The sequence below is a fragment of the Paenibacillus monticola genome (genome assembly GCF_009664975.1).
In the GTDB taxonomy this organism is placed as follows: Bacteria; Bacillota; Bacilli; order Paenibacillales; family Paenibacillaceae; genus Paenibacillus_AQ; species Paenibacillus_AQ monticola.
This window is the reverse complement of record NZ_WJXB01000003.1, coordinates 27,729-42,338: the sequence shown is the minus strand read 5'-3', so window position 1 is coordinate 42,338 and position 14,610 is coordinate 27,729. Positions and strand designations below refer to the sequence as shown.

11 protein-coding genes and 1 pseudogene are annotated in these 14,610 nt (G+C 42.8%); 9 read left to right on the top strand and 3 right to left on the bottom strand.

Annotated elements, in window-relative coordinates; genetic code table 11:
• Positions 1-72 precede the first annotated feature (72 nt).
• From GJB61_RS09285 to GJB61_RS09265, 5 genes are all read left to right on the top strand, one after another.
• Positions 73-1,524, top strand: coding sequence for an amino acid permease (locus tag GJB61_RS09285; RefSeq protein ID WP_154118246.1), 1,452 nt, complete (start codon positions 73-75; stop codon positions 1,522-1,524).
• A 110-nt stretch (positions 1,525-1,634) separates the two neighbouring features.
• Complete coding sequence (locus tag GJB61_RS09280) at positions 1,635-4,085, top strand: EAL domain-containing protein (RefSeq protein ID WP_154118245.1); 2,451 nt, start codon at positions 1,635-1,637, stop codon at positions 4,083-4,085.
• Positions 4,086-4,114: 29 nt separating this feature from the next.
• Positions 4,115-4,924, top strand: coding sequence for a GNAT family N-acetyltransferase (locus GJB61_RS09275; RefSeq protein ID WP_154118244.1), 810 nt, complete (start codon positions 4,115-4,117; stop codon positions 4,922-4,924).
• Positions 4,925-5,141: 217 nt separating this feature from the next.
• Entirely contained in the window at positions 5,142-7,097 is a 1,956-nt protein-coding gene (locus GJB61_RS09270) for an ABC transporter substrate-binding protein (protein WP_338115778.1), read from the top strand.
• 9 nt (positions 7,098-7,106) lie between these two features.
• Entirely contained in the window at positions 7,107-7,868 is a 762-nt protein-coding gene (locus tag GJB61_RS09265) for a (2Fe-2S)-binding protein (protein ID WP_154118823.1), read from the top strand.
• Between the two features lie 21 nt (positions 7,869-7,889).
• On the opposite strand, the gene GJB61_RS09260 is transcribed toward GJB61_RS09265, so the two are convergent.
• Positions 7,890-9,305: a sensor histidine kinase gene (locus tag GJB61_RS09260; protein ID WP_154118242.1), complete on the bottom strand. Its 1,416-nt coding sequence runs from the start codon at positions 9,303-9,305 to the stop codon at positions 7,890-7,892.
• A 1-nt stretch (position 9,306) separates the two neighbouring features.
• A complete protein-coding gene (locus GJB61_RS09255; protein ID WP_154118241.1) occupies positions 9,307-10,023 on the bottom strand; it encodes a response regulator transcription factor in 717 nt (238 codons plus the stop codon).
• 162 nt (positions 10,024-10,185) lie between these two features.
• Here GJB61_RS09255 and GJB61_RS09250 point away from each other — a divergent pair, with 162 nt between their 5' ends.
• Entirely contained in the window at positions 10,186-10,851 is a 666-nt protein-coding gene (locus tag GJB61_RS09250; protein WP_154118240.1) for a hypothetical protein, read from the top strand.
• A 114-nt stretch (positions 10,852-10,965) separates the two neighbouring features.
• Positions 10,966-11,124: pseudogene (locus tag GJB61_RS09245) on the top strand (HPP family protein); the annotation flags it as partial.
• Here the strand turns inward: GJB61_RS09245 and GJB61_RS09240 are convergent.
• Positions 11,078-11,665: a MepB family protein gene (locus GJB61_RS09240; RefSeq protein ID WP_154118239.1), complete on the bottom strand. Its 588-nt coding sequence runs from the start codon at positions 11,663-11,665 to the stop codon at positions 11,078-11,080. The pseudogene GJB61_RS09245 and the gene GJB61_RS09240 sit on opposite strands and share 47 nt — an antisense overlap.
• 207 nt (positions 11,666-11,872) lie before the next feature.
• Between GJB61_RS09240 and GJB61_RS09235 the strand changes: the two genes are divergently transcribed.
• Both GJB61_RS09235 and GJB61_RS09230 read left to right on the top strand, forming a co-directional pair.
• Positions 11,873-12,982 (top strand): sugar ABC transporter substrate-binding protein, encoded by a 1,110-nt coding sequence (locus GJB61_RS09235; RefSeq protein WP_154118238.1) that lies wholly within the window; start codon positions 11,873-11,875, stop codon positions 12,980-12,982.
• A 96-nt stretch (positions 12,983-13,078) separates the two neighbouring features.
• The gene (locus tag GJB61_RS09230) at positions 13,079-14,599 is read left to right on the top strand and encodes a sugar ABC transporter ATP-binding protein (protein ID WP_154118237.1); all 1,521 of its coding nucleotides are present in this window, start codon (positions 13,079-13,081) and stop codon (positions 14,597-14,599) included.
• Positions 14,600-14,610: the final 11 nt, after the last annotated feature.

Below are 14,610 nucleotides of genomic sequence, written 5' to 3'. Positions count from 1 at the left end.
TGTTACGCTGGTAGGGGTAATTCCTCCGGTATTTGCAGATACTTGGTTAAAACAGATTTGGGAGGCAGCTCTATGAAGTCGGAAAAAAGAGGGTTATCGGTGTGGCAGCTTACTATGCTTGCGCTCGGTACAGTGGTGGGAGGTTCATTTTTCCTGGGCTCCTCGATAGCCATTCGTGCAGCTGGACCGTCGGTGCTGCTGGCTTATATAATCGGTGGTGTTTTGGTTTATTTTATTTTGTCCGCATTGTCGGAAATGACGGTAGCCAATCCGGTATCCGGTTCATTTCGCACGTATACCGAGCAAGCCTTTGGCAGAGGGGCAGGTTTTACGGTAGGGTGGGTGTATTGGACTGGGCTTGTACTGGCTATGTCCAGTGAAGCGACAGCGGTTTCCATCTTGGTACGGGGGTGGTTTCCAGAGCTGCCAATGGCACTTCTCGGGATGGGCATTATTGTGAGTGTAACTCTGCTGAACTTGCTGGGAGCCGAGCGGTTAAGCAAGCTGGAGAGTGGGCTTGCAGCGTTTAAGTTGCTCGCTATTGCTGCTTTTATAGTGATAGCTGCATGTATTATAGCGGGTATTGGAACAGTAGGTTCTACTGGAGCCGTGGGTCTGAATGTCCTGCGTGATCAGAATTGGATACCAGGGGGTATTCGTGGGATTGCCGGGAGTATGCTGATGGTGATGTTTACCTATGCTGGATTTGAGGTGCTTGGACTTGCGGCATCGGATATAGCTAATCCGGCTGTAACTATACCTAAAGCGATCGGTTATACGATTTTTTTGCTGGTTGGCCTTTATCTAGCAGCCATAACTGTATTGTTTCTGCTTATTCCTCCTTCACTCGTGTCTGAACAGATCAGTCCTTTTGTCTCGGCACTTAGTTTGTATGGCCTAGGCTGGACGGGGATAGTTATGAACATTGTGTTAGTTTCAGCCATTTTGTCCACCATGCTGGCTTCTGTATTCGGGTTGGGGCGGATGCTCCGTTCTTTGGCGGAGGAAGGACATACACCGGCTTGGATGCGCGACCGTACTGATCTTCCCTATCGCGGGATTCTTGTATCCGGTGGGGCAATGCTGTTGGCTTTAGGACTTGGTTTATTACTGCCCCAGGGGGTCTATCTATTTCTTGTCAGCTCCGGCGGTTTCTCATTGCTCTTCGCCTATTGTCTGATTATGGCCAGCCATTATCGGCTTCGTAAACAGCACGGAGGTCCGCTGACGCAGCGGGCTGGAATGCGTGGTTTCCCCTATACGTCCTGGTTCTCCATTGGGAGCCTGATCGCGGTCCTTGCAAGCATGCCCTTAATCCCTGGTCAAGGCGGTGGTTTGGTCGCCGGAATCATGTTTGTGGTGTTATTCGTAAGTGTATACTCGCTTGGTAGCCGTTTTCGTAAGCCAGCCGTAGAATCCTCCAGACAGCGAATTCTTCAGAATCACTCTGTTAGCTCGTTAGGGTCTGGTTACGCACAAGCGGAGATGTCTGAGGAATGGAGTGAGGGCGAAAATAAAGATTAGATCTTACGTATATATCTAAAGAACTAATTATTTATTGAGTCTAATTACCTAATAATTCAAAACTATATTGTCGATATAAAGTATTATGCGATATATAAAGGGGATACAGGATGGTTATTTTGACCACTTTAAATTTATTGTGTGGGATTACTTATTTGATAATTGGTATGTTTACCTTGTTGAACGATTCAAGGAATAGATTGAACAAATTATTTTTTATAATATGCCTAAGTTTAGCTTATTGGGCAATTATGTTTTCTTTCATGAATCGTTCACACGACGCGAATTCTGCAAATACATTCTATGTCTACTCGGCGCTCTCTTGGTCTATATTCCACTGTTTACTTTTACATTTTATTATTGTACTAACAGGAAGAGAAGAGCTTTTAAAAAAGAGATTTACTTATGGTTTATTTTATTTTCCAGCCGTAATTTCAATATATTTGTATTTTTTTCAGCCCCTATCCGCACAGAATTTTGTGAAAACAAATTTAGGCTGGGTCGCTCTTGAGGCGATGGATAGAGGATTTATCTGGACTAATTTCTATAATATATATTATTTATCGTATATGGTGGCAATCGTCTACTTTCTGTTCAGATGGTGGAGAAATTCCGAAATCATTAGAGAGAAGAAACAGGCCAAGCTTATATTAATCACCATTCTTATATCCGGAGTAGGAGCTGGAATTACAGACATTATTCTTCCATTATTCAATATATTGGTTATGCCCTCTATCGGGGTGATCTTAGTGATCATACCTATAATTGGCACATGGTATTCGATAAAAAAATATAAATTGATGGACATCAACCCGGATCACTTTGCTCTAGAAGTACTGAAGATCATGAATGAAGGTCTAATTATTGTAAATCATGAAGGCATCATAAAGGATATTAATAATGGGGCACTTCAACTATTAGGTTATGAAAAAAGTCAATTAATGGATAAATCCGCATCTCTACTATTATCAGAAAAGACAGAATTGTTGAAGCTAATGAGTTGTAGTAGTTTGGAATTAGAGATTGTGAAGAGTAATCAAGATAAGCTGCCGATTCTTTTATCATCCTCTATTTTAGTAGATCAGTGGGGAGATTCATTGGGCATTGTGGGGATATTCCAGGATATTTCGGAAATTAAACAAGCCCAGAAAAAATTAATGAAATCATCCGATGAGCTTGAATTAAAAGTAAAAGAAAGAACCAGTGAACTAAGTAAAGCCAATAAAGAATTAGAGTATGAAATCGTTAAACGTATAGAGATGCAGGAAGATATAAAAATACTGGCCTATCATGATCATTTAACAGGTTTGCCCAATAAAAGATTATTTAATGATAGATTAAATCATTCGATTCTTGCTGCGGCTAAACAGGGTGAATCTTTGGGGATATTATTTATTGATCTTGATTCTTTTAAAAGAATCAATGACACTATGGGACATGCTAAAGGTGATGAACTGCTGAGAATGGTATCCATAAGGTTAACCAATACAATACGAGAAATGGATACGGTGTGCAGAGTCGCGGGAGATGAGTTTCTTATCTTAATTCATCATTTAGAAGGTGAACATTATATAAGAGAAGTTGCGGAGAGGATTCTGAATATTTTAAAATTGCCATTTACTATTAATAATAGTGATTTGTATATAACTACTAGTATTGGCGGTGCTATATATCCGACCGATGGTCATGATGTTGAAACACTAATTAAAAATGCAGATATTGCCATGTATAGCGCAAAGGAAAAGGGTAAAAACAAGTATGAACTTTGTACACCGGCCCTTAAGGATAGCTTGGTTAAAGAAATGAAGATCACAAATAGTTTATATCAAGCCCTAGAGCGTGATGAGCTAGAGCTGTATTATCAACCACAATTAAATATATTATCTGGCGAAATTATTGGTCTGGAAGCCTTAATACGATGGAATCATCCGGAATTGGGTATCGTGAGTCCAGGAGATTTCATATTCATAGCTGAGAAAACGGGGTTAATCCTTCCCATTGGTGAATGGGTATTGAGAACTGCATGTATCCAGAATAAAAAATGGCAAGATGAAGGGATATTGAATGTCCCGATAGCCATTAATCTTTCCGTTAATCAATTTCAAAACACACAAATTGTAGAAATGATTACTAAGATTCTAAAGGAAACCCAACTGGATCCAAATGATTTGGAATTGGAAATAACAGAAAATATTATTATGAAGGAAACTGAATATATTATTGAATCCTTAAAAAAATTAAAACAACTTGGAGTCAAGGTGGCGATAGATGATTTTGGTACGGAATATTCCTCATTAAATTATATTAAACAGTTGCCCGTAGATAAGATTAAAATAGCGATGTCCTTTATCTGGGGAATAAATATAAATGATAAGGATGAAGCCATTATTAACGTTATAATTGTATTAGCTAAAAATCTAGGATTAAAAGTAATTGCCGAGGGGGTGGAAACTAGAGAGCAACTGGATTTTTTGCGAGATCAGATGTGTGATGAAGTACAAGGTTATTATTACTATAAACCGATGCCAGCTAAACAAATAGAAGCACTAATGAGCAGATAATAACTGGCCCATCGTTTGGAGAGGACCGGATGATGATTAAATTAAAGAGTGAAGATTATTTTAAAGTGGTAAAGCCGTTAAGTCAGGTGAATATAAATACAATGTTTGCTGAGGCCGTTCTGGAACAGCGTGTACCCGGCAGCGTCTATGTGGATAGTGAACAGCATCCTCGTACCTTTTATGTAGTACATCCATACGGAATGTCATTATTGTTCGGGGAAGATGGGAATGAGGAATTTAATCGCAGTCTATTGGATTACATAACGAATAAACAGAAGCTCAGGCTTACACAAGAGTGGCTGCAGGCAGATCCAGTGGGTAAATGGGCAGATCTATTCGATTCGTTGATGTTAGCTCATGCAGATGCTCCAAGAAACATTCATAAGAATACAAGGGTCAATTTCAGCTTTAATCGTGAAGCCTTTCAGCATGCGAAGGAACAATTTCCGCTCCCAGATCAGCGGATTGTACAGATGGATGAAGAACTATTTTTGGCTCAGAATGCTGGTGTGTCTCCCCGGTATTTCTGGAAGGATGCGAACCATTTTCTTACGGAAGGCGGGGGCTACAGCTTGTTGAGCAATGGAGAAATTGCATCCACGGCGTTTGCAGCTTTTCGCAATGAATCCCAGTTAGAGATCGGAATTGAGACAGCGGAAGCGCACCGCGGGAAGGGCTACGCATGGTTGGTGTGTGCTGCACTGATCGATTATTGTCTTGAGCATCAATTGGAGCCGGTATGGTCATGCCGGTTAGAGAATGAAGGCTCCTATAAATTAGCCCAAAGATTGGGCTTTGAACCGTCATTAACGCTACCCTATTATCAGTTGGTTGTCTGAACGGACTCATAAAGCTTTACGATTAATCAATATATTCACTGGGAGGAACGTCTAAAGCGTTCCTTTTCTTTGTTGTTGATAGTGCAGCTATATTCCTCAAGCGGAAACTGGAACTTCCGTGTACGAGGATTCGATTGATATTGATTATCATTATTATTATAATGAGATCGTTGGTATGTGACAAACTGGATTAACAGGAGGTGAGAGAAGATTGTTTGTGGAGCACCATATTTCATATTGGAAACATGCGGCTCTACGGGTGCTTGATGTACGGCACGCCCTTCTGGAGCGTGGTGAGTATTTGAACGCCTATCAATTGCCAAGCAATGTATTTCTATATTCCGCTAGCGGCAAAGCACAAGTATTACTGGACAACAAGGCCTATAATTCTGATGCTAACTTAGTTTGTCATGCCGGAAAAGGTGCTATTCTGGACATTGTGCAGGTAGAAGACCCATTCGAGTATTACCTGATATTTTATCAGGCGCTTGTAACGGGACCCTACCTGCAAAATGCAGTGCGGCGGCTCCGCTCCGGCAGTCCTTTTCAGCTTCAATACGGCTTTGCCCCTCAGTTTCCAGCCCCGCTGTTCTTATTGGTTGAGCAAATGAACCAGCAGTGGCAGCAGTCAGGTACACTGGAGCAATTCCAGGTTAAGGCGTTGTTCCATCAGTTTGTTTATGAATTGCTGAAGCAGTGGGAGGAGCATGAAGCAGTGGGCCTTCAACCGGATGTCGTTCAGCAGGCCGTTCGCCATATGGAGGACTATTACGCTGAACCCATTACTCTGCATTCTTTGGCGGCCATGTTGGATTGTAATCCAAGGCAGCTGCAGAGGTTGTTTAAGGACAGAGTGCGAACGGGCCCGATTGACTACCTGATACAGTTGCGGCTTGAGAAAGCCAAGACTATGCTGCATCAAACCAGCATCCCGCTTAACCAAATTGCCGAAGCTGTGGGCTATCTTGATAGCTATCACTTCAGTAAAATGTTCAAGAAATACACAGGTGTATCTCCCAGCCAGTTCAAGCAGCAAGGTTCGATGCTGAATGGGCGCCGTGATATTCCATCCCTTTTGTCGCAATATCCCATTGTTAAGGGTCAAGAGCGAAGATATAGTTGTCTGAGTGAAGATGAAAATCATTCTCAATACAACGATAAGGGAGTTATACACATGCAGAGAAATACAAAATCCGCAGCAGCAATGCTGATGATCAGTTTAGTTATGGTGCTCAGTGCCTGTACAGGCGCTGGTGCAAATACGAATTCAGGTGGAGCTTCAGCCGCAGGCAACAGTGCTGCCGTGCAGACACAAGCTCCAGCTGCAAGCCCAGTGGAAAGTAAGGTGCGCACCATTCAGCATCTTAAAGGCGAGCTGAAGCTGGAGCAAACGCCAGAGAAAATAGTGGTGCTGGATGTTCAGTATATTGATCAGCTGTTGGCACTCGGAGAGCAGCCTGTTGGCAGTGTCAGTGCAGATACGGACAATACGGACTTCCCTGAATATCTGACGGACAAGCTGTCGGACGTCAAAGTGCTGGGAACACAGGACGGACCTAATATGGAGGCCATTATCGCAGCGGCTCCGGATTTGATCATTTGCACGGAATTTCAGGAGCAAGATTACGACAAGCTGGTTAAAATTGCACCGACGATTATGTTTGAACGCAATGAAGATTGGCGTACGATCCTGCTGAAGTTCGGACAAATCGTTGATAAAGAGCAGGAGGCACAGGATGTGGTCGATCAATACACGAAGCGCACCGCCGACCTCAAAGCCGAACTGGCACAAAAGATGGCTGGACAAACGGTAGCTTTAATTCGGCCTCGGGACGATATTATTCGGCTGCATACAACAGGACATCGCACAGCGCAAATTCTTTACGATGATCTGGGACTTTCGGCACCTGCCATGGCTGTTGACGATAAACAGACGAGTCTCAGCCTCTCCATGGAGGTTTTGCCAAAGCTGCAAGCAGAGCATCTATTCTTGCTGGTGGATGATTCGAATGCAGCATTAACTGAAGAGTTTATGGATACAAGTATTTGGAAAAATTTGAGTGCAGTGAAGGACAATCACCTGTATAAGGTAAATACAACTCTGTGGATCGGGTATTACGGCCCCATAGCCATTAATCTGGTTTTGGATGAAGTTGCCGAAGCCCTGCTTTAGGATCATATCATGCACACATACACCAGGATTGAAGAGGATGAGTTGGCAGTTTTGTCGCAGTATTTTGGTTTAACTGCTCAGGCTGCCCCGTTCTTAGGGCGGTCTGTTCCGATCATACAATTTCTTGATAAGGATCTATGCGCAGTTCAATTGGCTGAGCTGACCGATAGCTTTCAGTTCCCCTCACAAGTGATTGCAGCTTCACAGTTCTCGAAACGATATGCGTTTATAGTGGCTAATTCAGGTTTATACGCCATGACGATGTACAATAAAGGATTGGACTATTGTTTGGAAGAAAGCTGTTTCGAATGGTCCGCCGACAAAACTGGGGTATTCAATGCCAGAATAAGCAAAATGAGAGGATTCCAGCCTGTAAGCGGAAAGCGTGAGCAATGGCGAGATGATGTGATCAGAAGGCTGTTTGCCGGTCAGATTACGCCAGTACTCCATGCTCTTTCCAAGGCGGTCCGTGCTCCCTTGCCGATGTTATGGGAGAATGTGGCGGTCCGTGTATTTTCCTTATATGAAAAAAGGCTGTTAGGGGCTGAGAATAAGGGAAACTCCTACATTCAGGAGGATTACAACTATCTTATTCATCATGCACCTGGGGCATTATTTGGCGAAAAGGTAAATCCATTGGCTAAATTCTATAAGCCGCCCGTCTTGTCCGAATCCAGCACTTCTTCCGTCCGAATCCGTCAAACCTGTTGTCAATATTATAAAATATCTTCAACTAATAAATATTGCTCAAACTGTCCCCTATTACAGTAAAAGGTGAAATTCAGCTTCTTACTAGTTGAAGAGTGCGGGAAAGCTGAGAGAGACTACAGCTCCCCCGCGTTCACCATTTTCTGCTGTAATCAAGCCTCCGCAGCGTTCTACGATTGCCCGGGAAATGGCTAAGCCCAGTCCGGTATCCCCATCAGTTCCTTTGACAAAACGATGGAACAGATAAGGGAGCACATCTGCTGGTATTCCAGCTCCATCATCAGAAATTGTGATTTCGATTCGTTCTTTATTTAGACTTGCATAAATGCGGATTTGTTTTGATGCGTATCGAGTAGCATTGGAAACGACATTCAGCAAAGCCTGCAGCAATTTATCTCGATCGGCATTTAGGGCTAATCTCTGATCGACTCCAGCTGGATATACGATCATCAGGTCTAATCCCTTACTCACAACCAACGGGTTAATGCGTTCAATGGTTTCTGTTAATATATCTTGTACACAGACTTGTACAGGGCGGAAAATATCAGCTTCGCTATCCAGTTTGGCGAGCAACGTCATTTCGGTCACGATATTCTTCAACCTATCGCTTTCACTCATAATGATATCCAACCCCTTATGCACATCCTCACCTTCAAATATGCCATCGCGAATCCCTTCTGCATAGCCGGAGATCGACATTAGAGGTGTTTTCAGCTCATGGGAAGCATTCTGGAAAAATTGTTTTTGGGCACGACTGTATCTCTCCAGCTCAGTGGCAAGCTCAAAAACAGCTTCAGCTACAGTACCAATTTCACCGCCAGCACGAATGTGCTGAACCTCTGAATAATGGCGGCCTTTCACTTTTTTTAATTCTTCCTTTAATGCCATCAGCGGCTTAATCAGTTTTCTCGTAATCACCAGACTCAGCAGGAACATTAGTATGCCACCCAAACAGATCACAAGCAGCAGTTGCTTAAGCAGAGCTTGTTCAACTTCTTTTATGCGGCTGATGGGTGAAATAAGCGTTAATGTACCCTGAGGAATAGGATTTATTGCGACCAGGAACCGGGAATCTCTTCCTTCCCAGATATTCGTTAAATTTGAGGGCTGTACAGCTGCTACTTCTAGTTGTGTCGCCTGTACTTTTAGGGGTTGAGTATAATTTTCAGCCGGCAAAGTAGTTGCATTTGGAACCGAACCGGAAATAATATTTCCTGATTTATCGGTAATGATCGCTTGTACACCATTTACAGCACCTGTTGCAACCGCTCCAAACGCTGGGAGGGTTGTAGTCGCTCCAATAGGTGTTGCGGTTGTTGCGGTACTCATTGCTGCTTCACTTAATGAGACCGTCATTGTTGCCCCTAGTGTCTGCATATTTTGTGCCTCTGAAGCCATGAAATGATCTAAGAGAACATAGTGAATAATGATAGAGGAGACCGTTAGGACAACTAAGAGTACGGCAAGAAAGGCCAAATTGATCTGGTGAACGAGCTTCATATCAGGACTCCCCTCCCTCTGTTCTTAGACGATACCCATGACCCCATATGGCTTCGATAGGAAATTTCTCCATTTTCTTACGAATGCGTTTGATTAGATGATCCACGGCCCGATCGCTTCCGTAATAATCGTTCCCCCATACCATCGTCAAGAGCTCATCCCTTGTAAATGCTCGATTCGGATGTTCGGCTAGCACTTTGAGTAGTTCATACTCTTTGAGTGTCAGCTCTTTTTCTTCCTCATTCCAGAACACACGTCTTTCATCCAGCATAAGTTGAAGCCCACCTAAGCAAATTTGAGTTGTGACAACAGCAGTATGCATCGTTCCTTCATCGGAAGTCATTAGCAGCCTATCTCTGCGCTGAAGCTGGCGTTTAACGCGGGCTACCAGTTCGCGTGGGCTAAAAGGCTTGACCAAATAATCATCGCTGCCGAGTTCCAGCCCCATTATTTTATCGACTTCAGTATCTCTGGCTGAAATCATGATAATAGGTACCTCAGCTTCAATACGAATTCGCCGGCAGAGCTCATAACCATCCATTCCCGGAAGCATCAGATCCAGCACCCACATATCTGGCGGGTTTGTTTTCCATAACTCCCAGGCTGCTTCAGCGGTTTCCAGACCGATAGTTCGATAGTTCTCTTTACGTAAATAGGCTTCAACTAAATGACGGATATGTATATCATCATCGACTACAGCAATGAGATGGGAATTCAATAGAATAGCCTCCTGTGTTTTGTGCTCATCTCATTATACTAAGAGTACCTTAGGTGTGGAGCTATGCCATTGTTTTTCCATACTTTCACCAATAATCTGCCATCATTGAACTGTAGAGTGAGACAGGTAAGCCAAATCAAACGAATGAGGAGTGTTAAATTGATGAATCACAAAGTGATCTTTAAGAGTGTTGCTTTATCCGTTTTACTGTTGTCTGCTGTTTCTGGATCGGTTTTTGCCGCAGAAGGTTCCGAAGCGCCAAAACTGACAAGCGCTATTGCTGCATCATCGACAGGAGTCATTGGCATAGCCATATCTAGCCCACTGGAGTTAGCCAAAACTTACGCCCCGGAAACTGTGAAGAGATGGGAGACAACCTTGGCTAAATACGATGAGCTAATAGGAGTGCCGTTATTCATCAAGGCCACTGCGGCTCTGAACAATGATTCTGTCACTCTAACCGCTACACCTTTAACGAAAGACCAATTATCAGCAATCACCACTACTATTACTACTACTGTTCCAGCAGTAGCTAGTGTAATGGTACCGACGGCGAATGTACAACAGTTGATTCCGGCAGGAGCTCTAACGCTCGGCACACTTAAGGAAGGAGTAACATCTGCTGTTGATCTGGAGGGTAAGACTACTCAATCTGTTGCAGGAACTACACCTGGTAAGGTGGATCCTTCTGATATTGAGTTTTTTGAAGGCCAAATTAAATTATCAAAGGCTGAACAATCAAAAGATGCAGCTGCGATCAAAGATTCCTTGTCCAAGCTCCTTGAGCTGTATAAACAACAAATAACGAAATTAGAAGCATCCAAATAATTAGTAGAAAGATACGGCTAAAATACTCCCTATCTCAGCTTTAAGCTGGATGGGGAGTATTTTTGTGGTTTAATTCAGGCTGTTGGGGGAGGGGATTGTCCGACTTGGATATGTCCTGCAGCAGGTGCCGATCCTTTGGTTGTCATTATGGCTGGAAGTGCTTGGTCCTTCTTGTTTACCCCAGTACTTATCGGCTCTGTTCTTATTGTTGTTGTTGCGCTTCGTATTAATAATTTGGATAAAAATCGTCAGTATCCGAAATTTTGGATTTAAATAGGATAACGTGGTTGTAAAGCATACGAGCACGAACAAGGTCTATGGGCGCATTCAGAGGTATCTCTAAGAAATATTTCAACTGCCAATTCTGAGTTTTTTGGGCCAGGCGGCTAGTGGGTTTATCCCAAGACGGGTAGACGCGGAAGGCTCTTTTACCACCGACACCCTTATTGGATACTATATCCTGATCACACAAAATAGCTTTTGGAAAGATAAACTGGCCAAATTTACTGCCATTACGGGTACTAATAACGAAGAAATCAGCGGGATCTGATACGTCATAAGGTTGGATGGGTCCATCCCCAATTCTCTCCCATAACGTCACAAATTGTCCGACTTTTGTGGGAGTGATTTTACCGACACGAAATCTAATGGAAAGAGCATTCAAGCGATATACATGCGCTCCATATTCAGCATTTTGTGTTTCTGGGAGAGGAGGAGAGCAATCAAAACTGCAAGGAGTATACACAAGATCTTTGGTGGCAAGCAGGTCACTATGAATTGTACTTTCTAGAAATTCTCGTTTTATTTTATCCATCTGTTCAAATCCCCTAAGTAAGTCTAATGTGGAAACGTTTGTTGTTTCTTAATGTTACAATTTTAATGCTATCTTAGCCAGTAAACAAATTTAGATATGAGGATATTCAAGAAAAAAAGGAGAATTTTCTATTCCCAAGAGGATAAATCAGGTGATATTATCATGGGGAATTAACAGTATTAGCCAAATACAGGGAGGGTTTTCTAAATGAAAAGGTCTTTGAAAGCGATTCCATTTTTACTCGTTGTAATGATGCTCATGGCATTAGTGTCGGCATGTGGCAACAGTGGGGGCAGTGGGGGTAAGGTTGATGTAGGGATTGTATTGCCTACCAAAGATGAACCTAGATGGGTACAAGATGAGCAAAGATTTAAAGATGCTTTGAAGGATACAGATTATTCGGTTGATATCTTATTTAGCCAAGGGTCTTCAGCCAAAGAAAAAGAAAATGTGGATTCCTTAATCGCCAAAGATATCAAAGTACTGATCATTTGCCCTCAAGACGGCGATGCTGCAGCCGCTGCTATTGAAGCTGCTCAAAAAGCAGGCATCAAAGTAATCTCGTATGATCGGTTAATCACGAATACAGATGCTGTTAACTATTATGTAACGTTTGATAGCGTTGCAGTAGGTAAAGCACAAGCCCAGTACTTGGTTGACAATGCCAAAGGTAATGGCCAACCCTTGTATTTATACGCGGGTGCTGCTTCGGATAACAACGCATTTCTGTTCTTCCAAGGTGCGTGGTCAGTACTTCAACCTAAAATTGCTGATGGTACATTCAAAATCGCGAACTCCAGCGAAGCTGTAGCACTGCAGGCTAAAGCTGAACTTTCCCGTGAAGAGCAAAGTAAGATCATCAGTCAGGTTACCACTAATTGGGATCCGAACGAAGCGAAGAACAAAGCACAAACTCACTTGACTGCAGCCGCGGCTGATCAAAAAGGTGATGTAGCGATTTTGGCTCCAAATGATGGAACGGCCCGTTCAATCGCCGATGTCTTCGCTTCAGATAGCGAAATTACCAGCTTTGCAGTAACAGGTCAAGATGCTGAAAAAGCATCCGTTCAATACATTATTGAAGGCAAGCAGTCGATGACCGTATTCAAGGATGTTCGTAATCTCGTGAAAGATGCAATGGGAATGGCAGTCGCCATTCTGGATGGCAAAACGCCTGAAACTACCGGATCATACAACAACGGTAAAGTGGATGTGCAAGCCAAACAGACAGACGTTATCGTAGTCGACAAAGCGAATGTTCAAGCAGCGCTCGTGGATTCCAAATATTATGAAGCAGGCGATTTCACCGGTCTATAATCGCACATAAACATAGCTTAGACGGAATAGTGATAGATACGTCTATCACTATTCCTCTATCTTATGACTTGTTTTGTTAAGGAGCGTAATTTAATTATGAATCCATATATTTTAGAAATGAACAATATAACCAAAGAATTTACGGGTGTCAAAGCGCTCTCCAATGTGAACTTCAAGGTGAATAAAGGTGAAATTCATTGTTTGATTGGCGAAAATGGAGCTGGAAAATCAACCTTAATGAAGGTTCTTAGTGGCGTATACCCACATGGAACGTATTCAGGGGATATCATCTTTGAAGGCAAGGTGCAAATTTTCGCGAAAATCAGTGACAGTGTAAAAACAGGGATTGCCATTATTTATCAAGAACTTGCGTTGTTTCCTGACCTCACCGTCTATGAGAATATTTTTGCAGGGAATGAAGTGAAAAAGGGCTCCCTGGTGGACTGGAATCAAACGATTGTTAAAGCCAAGGAAATGCTGAAGAAAGTGAATCTGAATGTGAACCCTGAAGTTCTGATCAAGGATCTTGGCGTGGGTAAACAGCAGCTTGTTGAAATCGCCAAAGCTTTGAGTAAAGATGTGAAACTGCTCATTCTCGATGAACCTACAGCTGCGCTTAATGAAACGGATAGTGAGAATTTACTCCAACTGCTGAGAGAATTGAAAAAACAAGGCATAACCAGCATTATGATCTCCCATAAATTGAAGGAAGTTATTGCGATAGCGGATCAAGTTACCGTTCTGCGTGATGGCCGGACCATTTGTACGCTGGATGCTGCTAAGAATGAAATCGCCGAGAATGTAATTATTAAACACATGGTTGGCCGTGATATTGATGATATTTATCCCAAAAGAGCGGATCAACAATTTGGAGCTAAGGTGCTGGAAATCCAGAACTGGACAGCATTTGATCCTAAATTAGGTAGAGAAATGGTGAAGAATGCTAATCTTCATGTAAGAAAAGGGGAAATCGTCGGTATTGCAGGTTTGATGGGCTCTGGGCGAACGGAATTGGCATTGAGCATATTTGGCAATCCGAGAGCTTATAAATTGCAGGGACAATTATTTATGGACGGTGTCAAAAAAGTCTTTAAGAGTCCCAAAGATGCAATCCATGCGGGCATTGCCTATGTGACGGAGGATCGCAAAGGTGACGGCTTATTTTTGATTCAGGATATCAAACAAAATATTTCTGTAGCCAATCTTAAGGGGATATCGTCGCAGGGAGTTATCAACATCAATGAAGAAGTAAAGATTTCCAACGAATACAAACAATCACTTAACGTTAAGGCCCCTTCGGTTGAGCAGCTCGTTGGTAATTTAAGCGGTGGGAATCAGCAGAAGGTATCTTTAGGCAAGTGGCTATTTGTTAATCCTAGCCTGCTTATTCTGGATGAGCCGACACGGGGGATCGATGTAGGAGCTAAATTTGAAATCTATACGATCATGAACAAGCTGATCAGCGAAGGTATGAGCATCATCATGATTTCATCCGAGTTGTCTGAAGTGCTAGGTATGAGTGATCGTGTATACGTTATGGCTGAAGGGAAAATAAAAGGTGAACTGTCCGCAAATGAAGCGGATCAAGAAAAAATAATGATGCTTGCTACGCAATAGGAGGAAGACCG

Coding starts and splice junctions, on each gene's coding strand:
- GJB61_RS09260 (WP_154118242.1), bottom strand. CDS start 9,305: ATGAAGCTCGTTCACCAGATCAATTTGGCCTTTCTTGCCGTACTCTTA.
- GJB61_RS09230 (WP_154118237.1), top strand. CDS start 13,079: ATGAATCCATATATTTTAGAAATGAACAATATAACCAAAGAATTTACG.
- GJB61_RS09275 (WP_154118244.1), top strand. CDS start 4,115: ATGATGATTAAATTAAAGAGTGAAGATTATTTTAAAGTGGTAAAGCCG.
- GJB61_RS09280 (WP_154118245.1), top strand. CDS start 1,635: ATGGTTATTTTGACCACTTTAAATTTATTGTGTGGGATTACTTATTTG.
- GJB61_RS09250 (WP_154118240.1), top strand. CDS start 10,186: ATGAATCACAAAGTGATCTTTAAGAGTGTTGCTTTATCCGTTTTACTG.
- GJB61_RS09235 (WP_154118238.1), top strand. CDS start 11,873: ATGAAAAGGTCTTTGAAAGCGATTCCATTTTTACTCGTTGTAATGATG.
- GJB61_RS09285 (WP_154118246.1), top strand. CDS start 73: ATGAAGTCGGAAAAAAGAGGGTTATCGGTGTGGCAGCTTACTATGCTT.
- GJB61_RS09240 (WP_154118239.1), bottom strand. CDS start 11,665: ATGGATAAAATAAAACGAGAATTTCTAGAAAGTACAATTCATAGTGAC.
- GJB61_RS09265 (WP_154118823.1), top strand. CDS start 7,107: ATGCACACATACACCAGGATTGAAGAGGATGAGTTGGCAGTTTTGTCG.